The 19,810-nt window shown below is 66.1% G+C and carries 19 protein-coding genes; 17 read left to right on the forward strand and 2 right to left on the reverse strand.

Annotation, left to right across the window (positions count from 1 at the left end; translation table 11 throughout):
* Positions 1-104: 104 nt before the first annotated feature.
* From ACQY4V_RS20385 to ACQY4V_RS20445, 13 genes are all read left to right on the forward strand, one after another.
* A complete protein-coding gene (locus tag ACQY4V_RS20385; protein WP_428514904.1) occupies positions 105-2,981 on the forward strand; it encodes a monovalent cation/H+ antiporter subunit A in 2,877 nt (958 codons plus the stop codon).
* Entirely contained in the window at positions 2,981-3,346 is a 366-nt protein-coding gene (locus ACQY4V_RS20390; RefSeq protein ID WP_428514906.1) for a Na+/H+ antiporter subunit C, read from the forward strand. The genes ACQY4V_RS20385 and ACQY4V_RS20390 overlap by 1 nt, the downstream gene beginning before the upstream one ends.
* On the forward strand, positions 3,343-5,010 hold the full coding sequence (locus ACQY4V_RS20395) for a monovalent cation/H+ antiporter subunit D (protein WP_428514907.1): 1,668 nt from the start codon (positions 3,343-3,345) through the stop codon (positions 5,008-5,010). Before ACQY4V_RS20390 ends, ACQY4V_RS20395 begins: the two co-directional genes overlap by 4 nt.
* Position 5,011: 1 nt before the next feature.
* Complete coding sequence (locus tag ACQY4V_RS20400; protein ID WP_222451189.1) at positions 5,012-5,512, forward strand: Na+/H+ antiporter subunit E; 501 nt, start codon at positions 5,012-5,014, stop codon at positions 5,510-5,512.
* Between the two features lie 17 nt (positions 5,513-5,529).
* Positions 5,530-5,796, forward strand: a complete 267-nt coding sequence (locus ACQY4V_RS20405; RefSeq protein WP_410000774.1) for a K+/H+ antiporter subunit F — start codon at positions 5,530-5,532, stop codon at positions 5,794-5,796.
* Positions 5,793-6,191 (forward strand): cation:proton antiporter, encoded by a 399-nt coding sequence (locus ACQY4V_RS20410; RefSeq protein WP_428514908.1) that lies wholly within the window; start codon positions 5,793-5,795, stop codon positions 6,189-6,191. The genes ACQY4V_RS20405 and ACQY4V_RS20410 overlap by 4 nt, the downstream gene beginning before the upstream one ends.
* Positions 6,192-6,567: 376 nt before the next feature.
* Positions 6,568-6,909: an ArsR/SmtB family transcription factor gene (locus tag ACQY4V_RS20415; RefSeq protein ID WP_428514909.1), complete on the forward strand. Its 342-nt coding sequence runs from the start codon at positions 6,568-6,570 to the stop codon at positions 6,907-6,909.
* A complete protein-coding gene (locus ACQY4V_RS20420) occupies positions 6,906-7,373 on the forward strand; it encodes an SRPBCC family protein (protein WP_428514910.1) in 468 nt (155 codons plus the stop codon). The genes ACQY4V_RS20415 and ACQY4V_RS20420 overlap by 4 nt, the downstream gene beginning before the upstream one ends.
* 225 nt (positions 7,374-7,598) lie before the next feature.
* The gene (gene rpsD / locus ACQY4V_RS20425) at positions 7,599-8,219 is read left to right on the forward strand and encodes a 30S ribosomal protein S4 (protein ID WP_222451186.1); all 621 of its coding nucleotides are present in this window, start codon (positions 7,599-7,601) and stop codon (positions 8,217-8,219) included.
* Between the two features lie 83 nt (positions 8,220-8,302).
* Positions 8,303-9,724: a homospermidine synthase gene (locus ACQY4V_RS20430; protein WP_428514911.1), complete on the forward strand. Its 1,422-nt coding sequence runs from the start codon at positions 8,303-8,305 to the stop codon at positions 9,722-9,724.
* 418 nt (positions 9,725-10,142) lie between these two features.
* On the forward strand, positions 10,143-11,228 hold the full coding sequence (gene hisC / locus ACQY4V_RS20435) for a histidinol-phosphate transaminase (protein ID WP_428514912.1): 1,086 nt from the start codon (positions 10,143-10,145) through the stop codon (positions 11,226-11,228).
* Entirely contained in the window at positions 11,225-12,142 is a 918-nt protein-coding gene (locus ACQY4V_RS20440; RefSeq protein ID WP_428514913.1) for a prephenate/arogenate dehydrogenase family protein, read from the forward strand. Before hisC ends, ACQY4V_RS20440 begins: the two co-directional genes overlap by 4 nt.
* A 5-nt stretch (positions 12,143-12,147) precedes the next feature.
* Positions 12,148-12,753, forward strand: a complete 606-nt coding sequence (locus tag ACQY4V_RS20445) for an extensin family protein (protein ID WP_428514914.1) — start codon at positions 12,148-12,150, stop codon at positions 12,751-12,753.
* Positions 12,754-12,833: 80 nt separating this feature from the next.
* Here ACQY4V_RS20445 and ACQY4V_RS20450 read toward each other — a convergent pair whose 3' ends face one another.
* The gene (locus ACQY4V_RS20450) at positions 12,834-13,829 is read right to left on the reverse strand and encodes a DUF2125 domain-containing protein (RefSeq protein ID WP_428514915.1); all 996 of its coding nucleotides are present in this window, start codon (positions 13,827-13,829) and stop codon (positions 12,834-12,836) included.
* Positions 13,830-13,921: 92 nt separating this feature from the next.
* Here ACQY4V_RS20450 and ACQY4V_RS20455 point away from each other — a divergent pair, with 92 nt between their 5' ends.
* The 4 genes from ACQY4V_RS20455 (at position 13,922) to ACQY4V_RS20470 (ending at position 18,836) form a co-directional block, all read left to right on the forward strand.
* Positions 13,922-14,452, forward strand: a complete 531-nt coding sequence (locus tag ACQY4V_RS20455) for a gamma-glutamylcyclotransferase (RefSeq protein WP_057791986.1) — start codon at positions 13,922-13,924, stop codon at positions 14,450-14,452.
* 104 nt (positions 14,453-14,556) lie between these two features.
* Positions 14,557-15,780 (forward strand): biopolymer transporter ExbB, encoded by a 1,224-nt coding sequence (locus tag ACQY4V_RS20460; protein WP_428517319.1) that lies wholly within the window; start codon positions 14,557-14,559, stop codon positions 15,778-15,780.
* A 3-nt stretch (positions 15,781-15,783) separates the two neighbouring features.
* A complete protein-coding gene (locus ACQY4V_RS20465) occupies positions 15,784-17,877 on the forward strand; it encodes a peptidoglycan -binding protein (protein WP_428514916.1) in 2,094 nt (697 codons plus the stop codon).
* A gap of 2 nt (positions 17,878-17,879) precedes the next feature.
* Positions 17,880-18,836, forward strand: a complete 957-nt coding sequence (locus ACQY4V_RS20470; RefSeq protein ID WP_428514917.1) for a hypothetical protein — start codon at positions 17,880-17,882, stop codon at positions 18,834-18,836.
* Here the strand turns inward: ACQY4V_RS20470 and ACQY4V_RS20475 are convergent.
* Positions 18,817-19,800 (reverse strand): M23 family metallopeptidase, encoded by a 984-nt coding sequence (locus tag ACQY4V_RS20475; protein ID WP_428514918.1) that lies wholly within the window; start codon positions 19,798-19,800, stop codon positions 18,817-18,819. The two genes, ACQY4V_RS20470 and ACQY4V_RS20475, sit on opposite strands and share 20 nt — an antisense overlap.
* Positions 19,801-19,810 lie beyond the last annotated feature (10 nt).

Genomic DNA, 19,810 nt, shown 5'->3' on the forward strand with positions numbered 1-19,810 from the left:
ACGCACGATTATAACCGACAATTTCGGTCGTTTTTCCTTGCGCTTTCGTCGCTGGGATGCAGTTTAGGTCGGAATTTACGAAACTGTTACGCCAAGGAGTTCGCGTGTCCCTCTTCTTTATCGTAGCACTTCCGTTTTTCGGCGCCCTTCTGCCGGGCTTGATGAATTCGGCGGGGCGGTCGTCCTGTGCAGGGGTCACGTTCACGGTTTCGCTGGCCGCGTTCATCGGGCTTTTGACCAATCTTCCGACGGTTCTGGCCGGTGGAACGGTGATGGCGCAGATCGACTGGATGCCGGCGCTGGGGCTGAACTTCACGCTGATGCTGGACGGGCTGGGATTCTTCTTTGCCTTCCTGATCCTGGGCATCGGGATGCTGATCATCGCCTACGGGCGGCAGTATCTGAGCCGCGAAGACCATATGGGCGAGTTCTTCACCTACCTTCTGCTGTTCCAGGGCGCGATGGTGGGGATCGTGCTGAGCGATAACATATTGCTTTTGCTGGTCTTCTGGGAGCTGACGTCGCTGTCGTCCTTCCTGCTGATCGGGTATTGGAAGCATCTGCCCGAGGGTCGGCAGGGCGCGCGGATGGCGCTGGCGGTGACCGGCATGGGTGGGCTGGCGATGATCGGTGGGATGCTGATCCTGGGCCAGATCGTGGGCAGTTATGATCTGAGCGTGATCCTGCAGAACCGCGATCTGATCCAGGCCGATCCGATGTACGTGCCGGCGCTGATCCTGATCCTGCTGGGGTGCTTTACCAAGTCGGCGCAGTTCCCGTTCCATTTCTGGTTGCCGCACGCGATGGCGGCCCCCACGCCGGTCAGCGCCTACCTGCACTCGGCCACGATGGTGAAGGCGGGCATTTTCCTGATGGCGCGGATGTGGCCGGTGCTGTCGGGCACGCCGGAATGGTTCGTGATCGTCACCACGGCGGGGCTGATCACGATGGTGCTGGGCGCGGTGATTGCGCTGTTCAAGCATGACCTGAAGGCGTTGTTGGCGTTCTCGACGGTCAGCCACCTTGGGCTGATCACTATGCTTTTGGGCACGGGGACGGCGTTCGGCGCGATGGCGGCGGTGTTTCACATCCTGAACCACGCGACGTTCAAGGCGGCGCTGTTCATGTCCGCAGGCATCATCGATCACGAGGCGCATACGCGCGACATTCGCCGCCTTGGCGGGTTGCGCAAGCTGATGCCGGTGACGTTCGTGATCGCCACGCTGGCGGCGTTGTCTATGGCGGGGATTCCGTTTCTGAACGGCTTCTTGTCCAAGGAAATGATGCTGGAGGAGGCCAACCACACGGTGCTGTTCGACACGTGGTGGTTCGTGCCGGCGCTGGCGGTCATCGGCTCGCTCTTTTCGGCCGCCTATTGCTTTCGCTTCATCTCGCACACCTTCCTGGGGCCGGTGCGGGACGATTACCCGGCCAAGCCGCATGATCCGCCGGCGGGCATGTGGTTGCCGCCTGCGATCCTGGTGGTGCTGGTGGTGGTGATCGGGGTCGCCCCCTTCCTGGTGCAGGATTTCGTGTTCCTTGTGGCCAAGGCCGTGATTGGCGGGGTCGAACCGCTGGAGGTGAAATACATCAAGATCTGGCACGGGCTGGTGCCGGCGCTGTATATGTCGATCGCCGCTGTGGTGGGCGGGCTGATCGTGCTGCTGCTGTTCAAGCCGCTGCTGAAACTGTGGGACGCGGCGCCGCGCCCCGAGGCCAAGGTGATTTTCGAGTGGATCGTCGAGACGGCGGCGGCAGGCGCGCGGGCGCTGATCCATCCGATCCACAACGGATCGTTCACGCGCTATGCCGCCGTGGGGTCGGCGGCGATCATCGTGGCGGGGTACTATGCCTGGGCGACGGGCACGGTCGGAGAGGCGACGCGCGAGATGCAGGCGCCGAGTGCGGTGACCATCGCCGGGTGGCTGATGCTGGTGGCGGCGACCGGGGCGCTGGTTCTGTTGCATCGCAACCGCTTCTTCTCGCTGATCCTGATCGGGATCGTGGGGTTGATGGTGTCGGTCGGCTTCATCTTCTTCAGCGCACCGGACCTTGCGATGACACAGTTCACCGTCGAGGTGGTGACGATCATCCTGTTGCTGCTGGCGCTGAATTTCCTGCCCAAGACGACGCCGGTGGAAAGCAGTTTGCTGCGCCGGGTGCGCGATGCTGGTGTGGGGATCGTCGGCGGGCTGGCGACCTTTGCGCTGTCCTATCACTATCTTCTGCGCGACGCCGTGGCGACGCCGATTTCCGAGTATCACCTGGCCAACTCGTACAAAGGGGGGGGCGGCACCAACGTGGTGAACGTGATCCTTGTCGATTTCCGGGGCTTTGACACCTATGGCGAGATCATCGTGCTGGGGATCGCCGCGCTATTGATCTATGCGCTGACCGAGACGCTGCTGAACAGCAAGGTGCGGGCGCGCCTGCTGAACCGCACGCCGGACCAGCCGCGCGCGGGCGACATGCACCCGATGATGATGGTGGTGCTGACCCGCGTGATCATGCCGGTGGTTCTGATGGTGGGGTTCTATATCTTCCTGCGTGGCCATAACGAGCCGGGCGGCGGGTTCATCGCCGGTCTGGTCGTGTCGATCGGCGTGGTGATGCAGTACATGGCCAGCGGTTTCGCCTGGACGTCGCAGCGGTTGCGCTATCCCTATCACGGGGTGATCGGCGCGGGCGTGCTGATTGCCGGGCTGACCGGCATCGGGTCGTGGTTCGTGGGCAAGCCGTTCCTGACCTCGGATTTCACCTATGTGCGCATTCCGCCGTTCGAGAAGTTCGAGCTGGCGACCGCGGCGCTGTTCGACCTTGGCGTGTTCCTGGCGGTCGTGGGCGCGGTGATGCTGTCGCTGGAAAGCTTCTCGCGGCTGGCGCGGCGGGCGCATACGCCGGATACGGAGCACCCGATGGATATCGACCCGTCACGGGATGATCCGCCGAAAACGGTGGGCGCAAGCGGGGGGCCTGTCTGATGGAGTTTCTTGTTGCATCGGCCATCGGCGTCATGACCGCGGGCGGGCTTTACCTTGTGCTGCGGCTGCGGACCTTCCCGGTGATCCTGGGGATATCGCTGCTGACCTACGCCGTGAACGTGTTCCTGTTCGCGTCGGGGCGGCTGACCGTGGGGGCGCCGCCGGTTCTGGTGGACGGGGTGGAGACCTATACCGACCCGCTGCCGCAGGCGCTGGTGCTGACGGCCATCGTGATCTCGTTCGGGATGACGGCTGTGGTGGTGATGATCGCGCTGGGGTCGTTCCTGGGCGCGGATGACGACCACGTGGACGACCAGCCCGAGGAAGAAGATGAAGGCGACGCGCAGGCGGAGGGCCAGCAATGACCCATTGGATTATCGCGCCCGTCGTGCTGCCGGCGCTGCTGGCGCCGTTCATCGTGCTGGCGGCGCGGTTTCATTTCGGAATCCAGCGGGCGTTTTCCGTGGCCGGAGTCGTGGCGCTGATCGCCATTTCGGCGAGCCTGGCGTGGAGCGTGTCGGACGGTGACGTGATCCTTTACCAGCTGAGCGACTGGGCCGCGCCCTTTGGCATCGTGCTGGTGGGCGACCGGCTGTCGACGCTGATGGTGTTGCTGACTTCCGTGCTGGCGCTCTTTGTGCTGCTATACGCCATCGGGTCGAGATGGGACGAGCGGGGGTGGCATTTCCACGCGCTGTTCCAATTCCAGCTGATGGGGATCATGGGCGCGTTCCTGACGGGCGACCTTTTCAACCTGTTCGTGTTCTTCGAGGTGCTGCTGATTGCCTCCTACGGCCTGATGATCCATGCGGGCGGCAATGAGCGGCTGCGGGCCGGGGTGCAGTACGTGCTTTATAACCTGATCGGCTCGACGCTGTTCCTGTTCGCGCTGGGCTCGATTTATGCCGAGGCGGGTACGCTGAACATGGCGGACCTGGCCGAGCGTGTGACGCAGATCGGCGCGGAGGAGACGGTGGGCATCCGGGTTGCCGCCGTGCTGCTGCTGCTGGTATTCGCGATCAAGGCGGCGCTGGTGCCGCTGCATTTCTGGCTGCCGTCGAGCTATGCCGAGGCGCCGGCGCCGGTGGCGGCCCTGTTTGCGATCATGACCAAGGTGGGGGCCTATGCCATCATCCGGGTCTACACGATGATCTTTCCGCCCGACCTGGAGGCGACGGCGGGGCTGCATGTGGTATGGCTGATGCCGGCGGCACTGGTGTCATTGGCGATCGGGATGATCGGGGTCTTGGCGGCGAAGAAGCTGGACCGGCTGGTGGCCTTTTCGATCATCGGGTCGATGGGCATGGTGATGGTGGCGATTGCGCTCTTTACCGAGGACGGGATCGCGGCGGCGCTCTATTACATCGTGCATTCGACGCTGGCGGGCGCGATCCTGTTCCTGATCACCGATCTGGCGCGGTCGGGGCGCGACAACCTGAGCCTGACGGCGCAGCCGCCGGTGTCGGGGGCGGCGCTGACCGCAGGGATGTTTTTCGTGGGCGCGATTGCCATGGCGGGTCTGCCGCCGCTGTCGGGGTTTTTGGGCAAGCTTCTGGTGCTGGACGCGGCCTATGACAGTGTGCAGATGCCGTGGATCTGGGCGGTGGTTCTGATGTCCAGCCTGATCAGCGTCGTGGGCTTTGCCCGGGCGGGCAGCAACGTCTTCTGGAAGGCGCGGAGCGTCGCGCGGCCCGAGGGGGCGCCGGTGGTGGCGGCGCCGTCGGCGCTGAGCTATACCGCTGTCGGCGGGCTGATCGCGCTGTTGATCGCGCATACGGTGTTTGCCGGGCAGGTGCACGGGTACACGCGGGCCATCTCGGCGCAGCTGTTCGCGCCCGAGACCTATATGTCGACGGTGCTGGAGACGCCGGGCAAGCTGGGCCGGCCCGAGGACAAGGCCAAGGGCGGGTATGGCGATGACGGCCATGGGGACGATGAGCACGGCGGCGAGAGCCACGGCGATGACGCGGCCTATGGCGAGAGCGACGAGAGCCATGGCGCGGACGAGCAAGAGAACGGGGGGCACTGACATGACACGCGCGTTCTACTGGCTGTTTCCGCATCCGTTCCTGACCTTGCTGCTGACGCTGGTCTGGGTGCTGTTGCAGAACGGGTTTTCTGCCGGGATGGCGGTGTTCGGGCTGATCCTGGGGATCATCATCCCGTGGATGACGTCGATCTGGTGGCCGGACACGCCCAAGGGGTTCAACCTGTTCCGGATGTTCACCTATGGCCTGATCGTGATCTGGGATATCATCATCGCCAACCTGCAGGTGGCGTGGATCGTGCTGACGGTGCCGAACGACAAGCTCAAACCGGCTTGGATCGTGGTGCCGCTGGACCTGGTGAAGCCCGAGGCGATCACCATTTTGGCGGGGACGATCACTTTGACGCCCGGCACGGTGTCGTCGGATTTGTCGGACGAGGGGCACAGCCTGCTGGTGCATGTGCTGCACACCGATGACCCGGACGCGGTGCGCGACGAGATCAAGACCCGCTACGAGGCCCGGCTGGAGGAGATTTTCGCATGAGCAACCCTGCCGATATCATGGACATTGCCATCGTGATTTCCTTCGTGGCGCTGGCGCTGGGGCAGATCCTGTCGATGGTGCGGCTGGTTTTGGGGCCGACGCCGGGCGACCGCATCCTGGCGTTGGACACGATGGTGATCAACGCGCTGGGGCTGGTGGTGATGGTGGGCATCTACCAGGGTGTGCAGGTCTATTTCGAGGTCACGCTGCTGATCGCGATGCTGGGCTTCGTGTCCACGGTCGCGCTGGCGCGGTTCATCCTGCGGGGGGATATCATCGAATGAGCTGGTTGGAGATCGGAAATCTTGCCGTCGCGTTCTGCCTGCTGGTGGGGTCGGGATTCGTCACGGTGGGCGTGTTCGGCCTGCTGAAGTTCAACGACCCGATGACGCGCCTGCACGCCCCCACGAAGGTGGGCACGCTGGGGATCGGGATGTTCCTGCTGGCGTCGATGATCCATTCGTTCCTGATTGGCGACAGGTCCTATCACGAGCCGCTGATCATGGCGTTCCTGTTCGTCACCGCGCCCATCTCGGCGCATTTCATCGCCAAGGTGAACATCCACAAGCGGGCCTGCGAGACGCCGCCCGCGCCGCCGCGCGACGACACGTGGTCGACGCTGACGGACCCGGACGTCGAAGCGGAGGCCGAGGCGGACGCGGCGAAGGCGCAGGAGTAGGGCGCGGCCTGCGAGGTGGTCGGCGCGTGGGTTTTCACCCACCCTACGAAAGCGGTTGGGGTCCCGGATCAGGTCCGGGACGGTGGTTTTTCCAAGTGTGCACGTGCGGAGCAGAGGCCGAAGGCCGCCGCACGATCGCCAGACCGCCCCCCGGGCTGGCGGTTGGGTGACGTTAGTGCCCCGACACAGTGTTTTTCGGATTTGGGTAGCATAAAATGCGCCGAAGACCCGTTGGGTCGCCATCCCGCGGTCTGCCGATCGTGCTGCTTTGACGGGGCCGCGTGGGTTTTCACCGCCACACGCGAATTTCGGCTGAAAGTCAGCTTTTTGGCTAAGTATTATTGACGTGAGGTCGGCGGCTGTATTACTTAGCCGTATGGCTAAGTATGATTCGAAACTGGACCTGTGTTTCTCCGCGCTGGGCGATCCGACGCGGAGGGTGATCCTTGAGCGGCTGGCCCGCGGCCCGGCGAGTGTCAGCGAACTGGCCGCGCCGCATGACATGGCGCTGCCGTCCTTCATGAGCCACCTGAAAAAGCTGGAGGAGGCCGGGCTGGTCACCTCCGAAAAGCAGGGCCGGACCCGGACCTGTGCCCTTGCCCCGGACGCGTTCGCCCCGGTCGACGACTGGCTGAGCGAGCAGCGGCGGATCTGGGAGGGCCGGCTGGACCGGCTGGACGATTACGTTGCAACCCTGATGAAGGACCGAAAGGCATGAACCTGAATCCCGAGACCGACCTGAGCTTTACCCGCACCCTGAAGGCGCCGCGGGCGCTGATCTGGGAGTGCTGGACCACGCCGGAGCATATCAAGCATTTCTTCGTGCCCAGGCCTCACGGCATCGAGAGCTGCGAGATCGACCTGCGGGTCGGCGGGCGATTCAACACGGTGATGAACGTGGACGGCCAGCTGATGGACAACAAGGGGGTGTATCTTGAGGTGGTCGACCTGACGCGGCTGGTCTTTACCGATACCTATACCGAGTGCTGGGCGCCGGTGCCGGACCCGTTTATGACGGCGATCCTGGACCTGGAGGACGACGGGACGGGGGGCACGATCTATACCGCGACGGCGCGGCACCGGTCGCCCGCGGCGAAGAAAACCCACGAGGAGATGGGGTTCTTCGATGGCTGGGGCACGGTGGCGACGCAGTTGGAAGAGTATGCGCAGAGCCTGAAGTAGCAGGCGAGGGCGCGTGGGTTTTCACCCACCCTACGCCTGCGCTGCGGGAAACTTGCGGGTCGGGCGAAGCGACGTGTTGACTCCACCACGAACCCTTATATAAGCGCGGCTTCATTGGTGTTGGTGGCCCCCGCAAGGGGATGCCTGTCGCCCGAGATCCCGGATCGAGTCCAGGACAGGGAGAGGACAACGCCCTTCGAAACCTGAAACGAAGGAGATCAGTCGATGACAAAGAGAACGGCTGCCAAATACAAGATCGACCGCCGGATGGGCGAAAACATCTGGGGGCGTCCGAAATCCCCGGTCAACCGCCGTGAATACGGCCCCGGCCAGCACGGCCAGCGCCGCAAGGCGAAGATTTCCGACTTCGGCCTGCAGCTGCGCGCCAAGCAGAAGCTGAAAGGGTACTACGGCGACCTGACCGAGAAGCAATTCCGCCGCATCTACAGCGAAGCCGAGCGTCTGAAAGGCGACACCGGCGAGCTGCTGATCGGCCTGCTGGAGCGCCGGCTGGACGCGGTTGTCTACCGCGCCAAGTTCGTGCCGACCATCTTTGCCGCGCGTCAGTTCGTGAACCACCGTCACGTGCGCGTGAACGGCAAGCTGGTGAACATCCCGTCCTACCGTGTTAAGGAAGGCGACGTGATCGAGGTGCGCGACCGCTCGAAGCAGATGGCGGCCATCCTGGAAGCCACGCAACTGCCCGAGCGCGACGTGCCGGACTATATCGACGTGGACAATTCCAAGTTGACCGCGACCTTCGTGCGGACGCCGTCCTTGGGCGATGTGCCGTACCCGGTGATGATGGAACCGAACCTGGTCATCGAATTCTACGCGCAGAACTAAGTTTTAGGTCTGCCATACCTGATCCGAAAGGCCGCGCCGCTGAGCGCGGCCTTTTGCATATGAAGTTGGAGGAGACGCAGAGCATGGCACAGGACTATCCCAAGTACGGGCGCATCGACGGGACCATCGTGATGATCGGCTTCGGGTCGATCGCGAAGGGGACGTGGCCGCTGATCGCGCGGCATTTCGACTTTGACGCCGACAAGTTCGTGGTGATCGAGCCGAACGCGGCCAATCACGATGCTTTGCGCGAATTGGGGCTGCGCTTCGTCGCCGAGGCGGTGACGCAGGAGAATTATCGCGAATTGCTGGGTGGGCTGATCGAGCCGGGCAAGGGGTTCGTTGTGAACCTGAGCGTGGATACGTCATCGCTTGACCTGATGAAGTTCTGCCGCGAGCAGGGCGTGCTTTACATCGACACGGTGGTGGAGCCTTGGGCGGGCTACTATTTCGATACGCAGGACAACGCGGCGCGGACGAACTATGCGCTGCGGCAAGCGGTGCGCGACGAGAAGGCGGCCAATCCGGGCGGGACCACGGCGGTGAGCTGCTGTGGCGCGAACCCCGGCATGGTCAGCTGGTTCGTGAAGGAGGCGCTGCTGACACTGGCGAAGGACACCGGCAAGGACGCGGACGCGCCGACCGGCCGCGAGGGCTGGGCGAAGCTGATGCAGGGGCTGGGCGTGAAGGGCGTGCATATTGCCGAACGGGACACGCAGGCGCGGGCGCTGCCGCGGCCACGGGGGACCTTTGTGAATACATGGTCGGTGGAAGGGTTCATCGCCGAAGGGTTCCAGCCGGCCGAGCTGGGCTGGGGCACGCATGAGACATGGTTCCCCGAGAACGGGCACAGCCATGAGACGGGCTGTCGGGCGGGGATCTGGCTGGAACGGCCCGGGGCGATTACCCGCGTGCATACGTGGTGCCCGACGCCGGGACCGCAATTCGGGTTTCTTGTGACCCATAACGAGGCGATTTCGATTTCCGATTTCTACACGGTGGGCGCGGCGGAGGACCCTGAGTTCCGGCCCACGTGTCATTATGCCTATCACCCCTGCGACGATGCGGTGCTGTCGCTGCACGAGATGTTCGGAGCGGGGCGACAGCAGACCACGCATGAGATCCTCGACGTGGACGAGATCGTGACCGGCATCGACGAGCTGGGCGTGCTGCTCTATGGACATGAGAAGAACGCGATGTGGTATGGCTCGCGCCTGTCAAACGAGGAGACCAAGGATCTTGCGCCGTACCAGAACGCGACCGGGCTTCAGGTGACGAGCGCGGTGCTGGCGGGCATGGTCTGGGCGCTGGAGAACCCACAAGCCGGGATCGTGGAGACCGACGAGATGGACCACGCAAGGTGCCTCGAGGTGCAGCGGCCCTACCTGGGTCCGGTGGAGGCGCATTACACCGACTGGACGCCGCTGCAGGACCGCTGGGAGCATTTCCCCGAGGATATCGACGAGAGCGATCCGTGGCTTTTCCGGAACGTGCTGGCGTCGTGAGGGGGATGCCGGGCGCCGAGCCGCGCCATCGGCGGGCCGCGGTGCGTCGATCCGAGGTTTGAGGGGGTGTGCTTTGTCTCTGGGTTCCCAAAAGACTTTGGAGCGAAGCGCTGACGTTGACGTATCGACGTGCCGTGGAGGCGGCCCGTCGCGCCAGAGGCGCGCATTCCAAGTGACGCGCCTTCGGCGCGATTGCGCGGCGGGCTTCGCCCTTGGTTCCGCGCTGGGGGCTGGAACGCTGACGTCTACGCTGGTTTTTTGATGCCCGCGCCGTGGTCTTCTCGCCGCATCTCGTGCGAATTGACCTTGGTGGGGCTGGTCAGGGCGCGCGCGTCTCGGTAATGCGGAACTGACCACCTGTTCGGGGCCGCTGCGGCCTCCGGGCGGTGTGGCGCTGCCCCGTGAGGAAAGACATCACATGACCACGATAATGCCCCAGCCCGGAATACTGGACATCGCCCCCTATGTGGGCGGGTCGAGCCACGTGGAGGGGGTGAGCAACGTGGTCAAGCTGAGCTCGAACGAGAACCCGTTCGGGCCAAGCGAGGCGGCGAAGGACGCGTTTCGCAAGGCGGCCTACGATCTGCACCGCTACCCGTCGACCGACCATGCCAGCCTGCGCGCGGCGATTGCCGATGTGCACCGGCTGGATGCGGACCGGATCGTCTGTGGCGTGGGCAGCGACGAGATCCTGTCGCTTCTGTGCCAGTGCTATGCCGGGCCGGGCGACGAGGTCATTCACACCGAGCACGGTTTCGCCATCTACAAGATCGCGGCGCTGTCCAACGGGGCGACGCCCGTCGAGGTGCCCGAGCGCGAGCGGGTGACGGATGTGGATGCGATCCTGTCGGCGGTGACCGATCGCACCAGGCTTGTCTTCATCGCCAACCCCAACAACCCCACCGGGACAATGGTGGGGGACGGCGAGATCGCGCGGCTGGCCGAGCGGCTGCCCGATCATGTGTTGCTGGTTCTGGACGGGGCCTATGCCGAGTATGTCGAGGGGTTCGACGGTGGCGCGGGCCTTGTGGATGCGCGCGAGAACGTGGTGATGACGCGGACCTTTTCCAAGCTTTACGGGCTGGGCGGGCTGCGCGTGGGCTGGGGGTATGGACCGGCGCATGTGATCGACGTGCTGAACCGGGTTCGGGGCCCCTTCAACCTGAGCGAGGCGGCGCTGGCGACCGCCGAGGCCGCGGTGCGCGACCAGGCCTGGGTCGACAAGTGCCGGGCCGACAACACGCGGATGCGGGCCTGGCTGGCCGAGGCGCTGGCGGGGCATGGCGTGCCGTCGGACACGTCGCTTGCCAATTTCATCCTGGCGCGCTTCGCCGACCAGGCGCAGGCCGAGGCCTGCGACGAATACCTGAAATCCGAGGGGCTGATCGTGCGGCGGGTGGCAGGCTACAACCTGCCCAACTGCCTGCGGATCACGGTGGGCGACGAATCCAGCTGCCGCCGGGTGGCCCATGCGGTGGGCCAGTTCATGGGAGACGCGGAATGAGCGTGATCTACGACCGCGTCGCGCTGATCGGGCTGGGGCTGATCGCGTCGTCGATGTTCTGGGCGATGAAGCGCGCCGGTCTGGCGGGCGAGGTCACGGGCTACGCGCGGTCGCAGGAGACCCGCGACGTGGCGCGCGAGATCGGGTTGTGCGACCGGGTGTGCGACAGCGCGGCGGAGGCCGTGGAGGGCGCGGACCTGGTGGTGTTGTGCGTGCCGGTGGGCGTGATGGGCGCGGTGGCCGAAGAGATCGCGCCGGCGCTGAAGCCGGGGGCGACGGTCAGCGATGTCGGTTCGGTCAAGAAGGCCGTGATCGAGGCGGTCGGCCCGCACCTGCCGGACGGCGTGCATTTCGTGCCGGCGCACCCGATGGCGGGCACCGAGCATTCCGGACCGCGCTCGGGCTTTGCAGAGCTGTTCGAGAACAAGTATTGCCTGATCGTGCCGGTGGAGGGCAGCGACCGGGGTGCCGTGGACCGGCTGGAGCAGCTGTGGCAGGCCATGGGCGCGAAGACGGACGAGATGGATGCCGATCACCACGACCTTGTCTGTGCCGTCACCAGCCATACGCCGCACCTGATTGCCTATACGATGGTGGGGGTGGCCGACGACCTGCGGCGGGTGACCGACAGCGAGGTCATCAAGTATTCCGCCGCGGGGTTCCGCGACTTTACCCGCATCGCCGCCAGCGACCCCACCATGTGGCGCGACGTGTTCCTGACCAACAGGGAGGCGACGCTGGAGGTGCTGGGGCGCTTCACCGAGGAACTCTTTGCGTTGCAGCGGGCGATCCGCACCGGGGACGGTGATCTGCTGCATGATTATTTCACGCGGACGCGGAGCATCCGGCGTGGTATCATCGAAGCCGGGCAAGATACGGATGCGCCGGATTTCGGGCGCGTGAAAAAAGGGTGAGCAGGATGCGTCTGGCGTGGATTTTTCCAGTCTTTCTGGCGAGTTGTTCGTTTGGCGGTGGCGACAGGGATGACCCCGAACTGGTCACGCGGGGGGCCGTCTGCGGCGATCCGTCGATCCAGGGCGTGGTGGTCGGAGACGTGCCAGGCAACGGCGCCTGCGGGATCGCCAACGCGGTCGAGGTGGATGCGGTCGGCGGGGTTCTGCTGAGCCAGCCCGCGACGATGAACTGCCGCACGGCGCGGACGCTGAATGCCTGGGTGAAGAACGACATGAAGCCGATCGTGGGCAAGACCGGCGGCGGCGTCAGAAGCCTGAAGGTCGCCGCGCATTACGTCTGCCGGACGCGCAATCACAAGCGCGGCGCGCGGCTGTCGGAGCATTCCAAGGGCAACGCGATCGACATCTCGGCGTTCCTGTTGCGCGACGGCACGGATATCTCGGTGCTGAACGACTGGGGCACGGGCAAGCGCGGCAAGATCCTGCGGCAGTTGCACGGGTCGGCCTGCGGGCCGTTCGGCACGGTTCTGGGGCCGGGATCGGACGGGTATCACCGCGATCACTTCCATTTCGACACGGCGGAGCACCGGAACGGGTCGTACTGCCGGTAGGGCTGGGCAAATCTTTTCGAGGAAAAGATTTGGCAAAAGATTTCGAAATCTTTTGGCCTCCGGCGTGTTTCCCGGAAACGCTAGCGGAGGCGCAGCACTGGCGCGGGGCCGAGGGGCACCGGGCCCAGGAACACGCGGCCGTCGCGCAGGCCCAGCGGAATGTCGAGCGTCTTGGGGTTGCCGGCCATCTGCGACACCAGCGCGAGGCCATCCTCGAGCGTGCCGGCGAAGGCCTGTGGCAGCGCGCCGCTCTCCGTGGCGAGGCGCAGGATGTCGCGCCAGTTGCGGGCCTTGACGGTGATCTCGCCGGTGGGGATGCCGGCGGCGTCGACCGTCACCTCGCCCGCGGCCTGCAGTTCCAACCGGCCCCAGCGGGCCTCGGCCAGTTTGAGGTCGATGCGGGTGGGCTGGGGGCGGGCGTCCTCGATCGCCGAGAGGTCCCAGGGCTTGTCGAAATCCACGGTCATGTCCAGCGACAGCGCTTCGAGCGAGTCGGGCAGGGTGTCGCCGGGATCGACCTTGACCCGCCAGTCGAGCGCGGGGGAAAAGCCGTCGGCGGTGAGGCCGAAGCGGTAGCTGCTGTCGGACGCCGTCGTGCGCTCGGCGGCGAGGGTCAGGCTGTCGGCGGTGGTCGGCTGGACGGTGGTGTCGGGCTGCACCGCGAGCCCTTCGGCCGTCAGGGTCAGCCGTTCGAGCGGCAGGCCCGGCGCGGGGCGGGTGACGAGGCTGGCGCGCATGTCGGTGCTGGTGACGTCGTACTTGACCTCGGGTGTCGCGACCAGTTGATGATCGGGCCAGACGGCGATGATGTGGTTGGGCTTGTAGCTGAGCGCGAAGACCTGGAAGAACGGCGCCTCCCACGCCAGCCCGGTGTCGGGATCGGCGAGGCTGACATCGGTGAAGGTGCTGTCGAAGCGGTTGGGAAAGCCTCGGGTCGTGAGGTCGGAATACTCGGCCACCCAGCCATCGGCGCGGCGACCGTCGAACCAGGCCTCGAACGCCCTGGTGGCGCCGGTGGAGCCCACGGCCCAGTAGACGGACCACGCCAGGGCCGCCACCACGATGAGGATCAACATGCCGCGCATCTGCCTACCAGCCTTCTTCCGAGCCCTTGCCGAGTGGTATCTAAAGTGATTAGGGGGCAGGGGAAAGCGCAAGGAGCGGAAAAATGACGATGTGGGTTTTCGGCTATGGGTCGCTTGTGTGGAACCCCGGGTTCACGCCGGTGCAGCGTGTGCTGGCCGCCTTGCCGGGCTATCATCGCAGTTTCTGCATGCGGTCGATCCACCATCGCGGGACCGAGGAGAACCCGGGCCTTGTGCTGGCGCTGGACGAAAGCCCCGATGCGCTGTGCCGGGGGGTGGCGCTGGCGGTGCACGAGGACGAGGAGGACAAGGTGCTGGCCTATCTGCGCGAGCGCGAACTGGTGTCGGCGGCCTACCTCGAGAAGGAACTGGACATCATGCTGCGCGACGGGCGGCAGGTGCGGGCGCTGACCTATGTGATCGACGCCGATCACGTGCAGTATTGCGGCGGGCTGGACCTGGAGGAACAGGCGCGGATCATTGCGCGCGCCCATGGCGGGCGGGGGCCGAACCACGAGTATCTTTTCCAGACCGTGGCGCACCTGGAGGAGCTGGGCATCCACGACCCGGAGCTGGACTGGCTGGTGCGGCGGGTGAAGGGGATCGGGGTTTGAGCAGAGCCTCGGGCGAAGCCGCGGAAAACGCTTTAAAACCTTGGCTTCACAGTGGTTAACGCGTAGGGTGTGGCCAAACAATAACCGTGCCGGGAGCCGTCCAGATGGACCAGCCGGACCGTGAGGTCGAGCCGAACTTTTCACACCCCGTAAGGCAGATCACGCTGATGCTGATCGTGCTGGCCCTGACGGGGCTTGGCGCGTTCTTTGCGCTGCCGCGGGTGTTGCCGGTGTTCCAGGCGAACCCGTACCTGAACGGGTTCATCCTGTTCGTCTTCGTGATCGGCGTGGTGGCCTGTTTCTGGCAGATGTACCAGCTGATCGGCTCGGTGCGCTGGATCGAGGGGTTTGTCCACGAACGCGAAACCCCACAGGATATCAAGGCGCCGCTGCTGCTGGCGCCGTTGGCGACCCTTCTGAAACAGCGCGGCAAGCGGATGAAGATCGCCTCGGGCTCAGCGCGGTCGATCCTCGACTCGGTGGCGCAGCGGATCGACGAGGCGCGGGAAATCACGCGCTATATCACCAGTATGCTGATCTTCCTCGGCCTGCTGGGCACGTTCTATGGCCTGGCCACGACGGTGCCGGCGGTGGTGGATACGATCCGCAGCCTGGCGCCGCAGGACGGCGAGGAAGGCGTCGACGTGTTCAACCGCCTGATGACCGGGCTGGAATCGCAGCTGGGCGGCATGGGTGTGGCCTTTGCCAGCTCGCTTCTGGGTCTGGCCGGGTCGCTGGTGGTGGGGTTGCTGGAGCTGTTTGCCGGGCAGGCGCAGAACCGGTTCTATCGTGAGCTGGAAGAGTGGATGTCGACGATCACGCGCGTCGGTCTGGCCTCGGGCGATGGCGAGGGCGGCAGCGAGGCGGGCGTGATGGCCAGCGTCGTCGACCACATGGGCGAGCAGATGGAGAGCCTCCAGCTGATGCTGACGCAATCCGACGTGAGCCGCGCCATGGTGGACGAAAAGCTGGGCCTTCTGGCGGATTCGATGGAGAAGCTGACCGAGCGGCTGACCGACACGGCACCCTTGCACGATGCGCTGACGCGGGTGGCGGACGGGCAGGAAGAACTGATCCGGCAGATGGCGCGCCACGAGGGCGAGAGCGGCGGGATCGACGCGGAAAGCCGGATGCGGCTGCGGTCGATCGACGTGCAGATGCTGCGCATCCTCGAGGAAATCAGCGCCGGGCGGCAGGAAAGCATGAGCGAGCTGCGCACCGATCTGAACGCGCTGTCGCGGGCCATCGGCCAGCTGGCGTCGAGCCATGGGCGGGCCGAGGCCGCGCCGCGTGCCTTGCGCCGGACCGAGCGGGAGCAGGGGAGCTAGGCGATGGCCCTGTCACGGCGCACCGGCGCACGGTTCCAGGCCTCGATCTGGCCCGGTTTCGTGGATGCGATGACGGGGCTTCTGCTGGTTCTGATGTTCGTGCTGACCATTTTCATGGTGGTGCAGTTCGTGCTGCGCGAGACGATCAGCGGGCAGGAAAGCAAGCTGGACGAGTTGTCGAACGAGGTGGCGGCGCTGAGCCGGGCGCTGGGGCTGGAACAGGACCGCAACGCCACGCTGACCGAGCGGGTGGGGGCGCTGACCGCGACGCTGGGCGACGCGCGCGCGCGGCAGGAGCAGCAGGCGGCGCTGATCGCCGCACAGGAATCGCAGATCGCCGAGGCAGAGGCCCGGATCGCCAGTTTCGAGGAACAGGTGGCGGGGCTGTTGGCGCAGCGCGAGGAGAACCTTGGCACGATTGCCGATCTGGAAGGCCAGCGCGAAGAGCTGCTGAGCGAGCAGGAGCAGTTGCAGCTGGCGCTGGCGGGTCTGCGCGACGAGATCGACGCGCAGGAAGAGGCCGCGCGGCTGGCCGCCGCGCAGGCCGATGCTCTGGAGGCGATGATCGCGGAATTGCGCAGCGAGGCCGAGGCGGACGACGCGGCGCAGGCGCAGCTGACCGCGCAGGTCGAGGATTTGCAGGCGCAGTTGTCGGACGAGGAAAAGGCGCGGCTGGCCGAGGCGGCGGCGGCAGAGGCGCTGCGGAACCGGCTGGAGAATGCTGACGCGGAACTGACCGCGATGACGCTGGCGCTGGAGGAACAGAGGCGGAAAGCTGAGGAAACGCTGGCCATGCTGGCGGCGGCGCGGGACGCGCGGGAGGATCTGGACGTGCGGCTGGCCGAAGCGCTGATGGCGCTGGAGGAGGCCGAGAGCGGGCAGGAGGTGCGCCGCTCGGAGTTGACGGCGCTGCAGGCGGAACTGGCGCAGGCGCTGGCCGACGTGGACGCCGAGACGGTGCGGGCCGAGGAATTGCAGGTTCGGTTGAGCGAGGCCGAGGCGGAGCTGGCCGCGTTGCGCGAGGACAGTGGCGAGGCGGCGCAGACGGCGGCGAGCCTGGAGGCCCGGCTGGCCGAGGCGCTGGCGGCGAAGACCGCCGCAGAGAATGACGCTGTGGAAAACGCCGACCTGATCGCGGACTTGCAGCGTCAGGTGACGGCGTTGGAAGCGGACCTGGAGGCGCGGAACAAGCGGATCGCGTCGCTGATTGCGGCCAACGAGGCGGCCAATGCCGAGGCGCTGTCGGCCGAGGATGTGCGGGCGCAGCTGGCCGCGGCGCTGGCCGCCAAGCTGGCCGCCGAGGAAGAGGCCGAGGCGCGGCTGGCGGAATCCGAGCAGCGCGCGGCGATGCTGGGGCAGGCGCAGGCGGAACTGGACCGGCAGCGTGCGCTGGCCGACGAGGCGCAGGAGGAAGAGGCGCTGTTGAACCAGCAGGTGCGGGCGTTGCGTGACCAGCTGGGGCAGTTGCAGGCGCTGCTGGACGATGCCAAGGCCCGCGAGGCGGCGGCGGATGTGCAGTTGCAATCTCTGGGCAACGAGCTGAACACCGCGCTGGCGCGGGTGGCGGCCGAGGAACGGCGTCGGCGCGAACTGGAAGAGGCCGAACGCAAGCGGCTGGAGGCGGAGCGCGCGGACCTGGAGAAGTTCCGGTCGGAATTCTTTGGCCGGTTGCGGCAGTTGCTGGAAGAGCAGGAGGGCGTGCGGATCGTCGGCGACCGGTTCGTGTTTTCGTCCGAGGTGCTGTTCGCGCAAGGCGAGGCGGAGCTGTCGGATGCGGGCGAGGGCGAGCTGGCGAAGGTGGCCGACATCCTGCGCGGCGTTGCCGAGAACATCCCCGAGGATATCGACTGGGTGATCCAGGTGGACGGGCATACCGACGACGTCCCGGTGCGCGCGGGCGCGCAGTTCGAGGATAACTGGGATCTCAGCCAGGCGCGGGCGCTGTCGGTGGTGCGCTACATGGTGAATTTCCTGGGCCTGCCGCCAGACCGGCTGTCGGCCAACGGGTTCGGGCAGTACCAGCCGATCAACCCCGCCGACACGCCCGAAGCGCGGGCGCAGAACCGGCGGATCGAGCTGAAGCTGACGGAGAAATAAGCGTGACGGTACTGGATGCCCGGCGGGCATGGTGGCTGTGGGTGAACCTGCTGGCCGTGATCCTTGCGGTGCAGATCGCGGCGGGTGTGGCGTTGGTCTTGGCAGGCGCGCCGGCCGAGATCGTGACCGCGCATCAGCAGCGGGTGATCGGCGCGGCGCAGGCGATCCCGTGGATCATGATCGGCGTGGGTTTCGTGTTCGGGGTCTATGGCAGGCCGTTCCGGTGGGTCTGGGTCGCACTGGCGGCGCTGGCTGTGCTGAGCGCGTTGTTCGGATTCATGGGCTACATGCTGCCCTGGGGGCAGGTGTCTTACCTCATGGCGGCGCAGGGGGTGCCGGTGACGCTGAACCACATTGCGCTGGTTATGCCGGTGGCGGTCATGGCGATCTTGGGCGGGACCCTGTGGCAGATGGCGCGGGGTGCGCCGCCGATGCCATACCGGGGGCGGTATTCGTGGATCGGGCTGGGCTCGGCCCTGGTGCTGGCCGCGGTGCTGGTCTGGGCGATGTGGGCGAGTTATGCGCCGATCCGGGCGCTTGTGCCGGCGGAGGCCGCAAGCGGCGTGGCGACGAGTGGCACACGGGCGGGCGGTGCGGTGGCTGCCAACCCGCTGGCCGTTCCGGCGCATATATTGCCCGAGTGGTACCTGTTGCCGTTCTACGCGGTGTTGGTGGCGATGCCCGGCAAGCTGATGGGCCTGGTGGCGATGTTCGCCTTTTGCACGGTCTGGCTGTTCGTGCCCTGGCTGGATCGGGGGGCACCGCGGGCGTTCTGGCAAAGGCGCGGGATGCGCTGGCTGGTGCCGGCGGTGGCGGTCTGCGTCGTGGTGCTGGGCGTGGCAGGCGCGATGCAGGGCGCGGCCGCCATTTGGACGGCCCGCGGGGCATTCGTGGCGGTGATGGCGCTGCTGCTGATCGGGGTGCCGTGGGCGACCCGTCTCACTCGGCCAGAACGATAACGTCGGCGTGGCGGTTGGCCAGCACCTGGCCCGCGCGTTCCAGCGTGACGTAGCCGCGATAGGTGCCGGGGGGCCAGCCGCCCTCGGGCGCGCGGCGGCCATAGGCGCGGAAGAACTGGGCCTGCGGGGCCTCGAGGGTTTCGGACTGGGAGAAGATCTCGCCCTCGGGGCCGGAGGCGGTGATGCGCATGGTGTCGCCGGGCTGGGCATAGAAGACGTAGCCGTAAAGCACCAGCGGCGTGTCGGGGGTGGTCTCGGTCACGCGGGCATCGCCGGATTGAACGGCGTCGAACGCGGGCACGGCTGTTGAAAAGGCGGCAGTGAAGAGGCCCGCGCGGTGATATGGCAGGGCGGTTTCCCACAGGCCGGGGCCGGTGATGGCCCCGCAGGTGCCGGGTTCGGCCTCGGGCAGGAAAGGATCGACGACCTCGCCATCCTTCAGAACAGTCAGGTGGACATGCGGCGCATTGGTCATGCCGCTGAGGCCGACCTCGCCCAGGGGGGTGCCGGCGTCGACTTGCTGGCCTTGCCGAACGACGATCGAGCCTTTCATCAGGTGGCAGTAGAGGGTCTGCCAGCCATCACCGTGGTCGATGCGCGCGCCGTTGCCGCATTCCTGCCCCGCGACGCTGTCGCGGGTTTCGGGGGTGAATGCGATGTCCTCCATCCCGTCGCGGGTGGCCGCGACCCGGCCGGGGGCGGCGGCGAGCACGTTCACGCCCTGATCCATCGCCTCGAAGGACAGAAGGTGAATGTCGGTGCCGCGGTGGTCATCGCGGCTCTTGAGGCCGCACATGAAATCGAACTGTCCCGGGCCGGGATCGAGATCGACGTAGTCCTCGATATAGCAGGTCTGGCCCAGGGCGCAGTCGATGGGCAGCGCGAGGGTCGGCGGCTCGGACAGCGCCGGGGTGGCCAGCAGGAGCAGGGCGGCGGTGAGGGCGGATCTGGGCGCGGACGGCAACGGGGAACCT

It is taken from the genome of Roseovarius sp. (assembly GCF_965277045.1).
Taxonomy (GTDB): Bacteria; Pseudomonadota; Alphaproteobacteria; order Rhodobacterales; family Rhodobacteraceae; genus Roseovarius.

Bases quoted from the DNA above. Each gene is read 5' to 3' on its own strand.
- ACQY4V_RS20390 (WP_428514906.1), top strand. From the start codon at position 2,981: ATGGAGTTTCTTGTTGCATCGGCCATCGGCGTCATGACCGCGGGCGGG.
- ACQY4V_RS20395 (WP_428514907.1), top strand. From the start codon at position 3,343: ATGACCCATTGGATTATCGCGCCCGTCGTGCTGCCGGCGCTGCTGGCG.
- ACQY4V_RS20400 (WP_222451189.1), top strand. From the start codon at position 5,012: ATGACACGCGCGTTCTACTGGCTGTTTCCGCATCCGTTCCTGACCTTG.
- ACQY4V_RS20405 (WP_410000774.1), top strand. From the start codon at position 5,530: ATGGACATTGCCATCGTGATTTCCTTCGTGGCGCTGGCGCTGGGGCAG.
- ACQY4V_RS20410 (WP_428514908.1), top strand. From the start codon at position 5,793: ATGAGCTGGTTGGAGATCGGAAATCTTGCCGTCGCGTTCTGCCTGCTG.
- ACQY4V_RS20415 (WP_428514909.1), top strand. From the start codon at position 6,568: ATGGCTAAGTATGATTCGAAACTGGACCTGTGTTTCTCCGCGCTGGGC.
- ACQY4V_RS20420 (WP_428514910.1), top strand. From the start codon at position 6,906: ATGAACCTGAATCCCGAGACCGACCTGAGCTTTACCCGCACCCTGAAG.
- rpsD (WP_222451186.1), top strand. From the start codon at position 7,599: ATGACAAAGAGAACGGCTGCCAAATACAAGATCGACCGCCGGATGGGC.
- ACQY4V_RS20430 (WP_428514911.1), top strand. From the start codon at position 8,303: ATGGCACAGGACTATCCCAAGTACGGGCGCATCGACGGGACCATCGTG.
- hisC (WP_428514912.1), top strand. From the start codon at position 10,143: ATGACCACGATAATGCCCCAGCCCGGAATACTGGACATCGCCCCCTAT.
- ACQY4V_RS20440 (WP_428514913.1), top strand. From the start codon at position 11,225: ATGAGCGTGATCTACGACCGCGTCGCGCTGATCGGGCTGGGGCTGATC.
- ACQY4V_RS20445 (WP_428514914.1), top strand. From the start codon at position 12,148: ATGCGTCTGGCGTGGATTTTTCCAGTCTTTCTGGCGAGTTGTTCGTTT.
- ACQY4V_RS20450 (WP_428514915.1), bottom strand. From the start codon at position 13,829: ATGTTGATCCTCATCGTGGTGGCGGCCCTGGCGTGGTCCGTCTACTGG.
- ACQY4V_RS20455 (WP_057791986.1), top strand. From the start codon at position 13,922: ATGACGATGTGGGTTTTCGGCTATGGGTCGCTTGTGTGGAACCCCGGG.
- ACQY4V_RS20460 (WP_428517319.1), top strand. From the start codon at position 14,557: ATGGACCAGCCGGACCGTGAGGTCGAGCCGAACTTTTCACACCCCGTA.
- ACQY4V_RS20465 (WP_428514916.1), top strand. From the start codon at position 15,784: ATGGCCCTGTCACGGCGCACCGGCGCACGGTTCCAGGCCTCGATCTGG.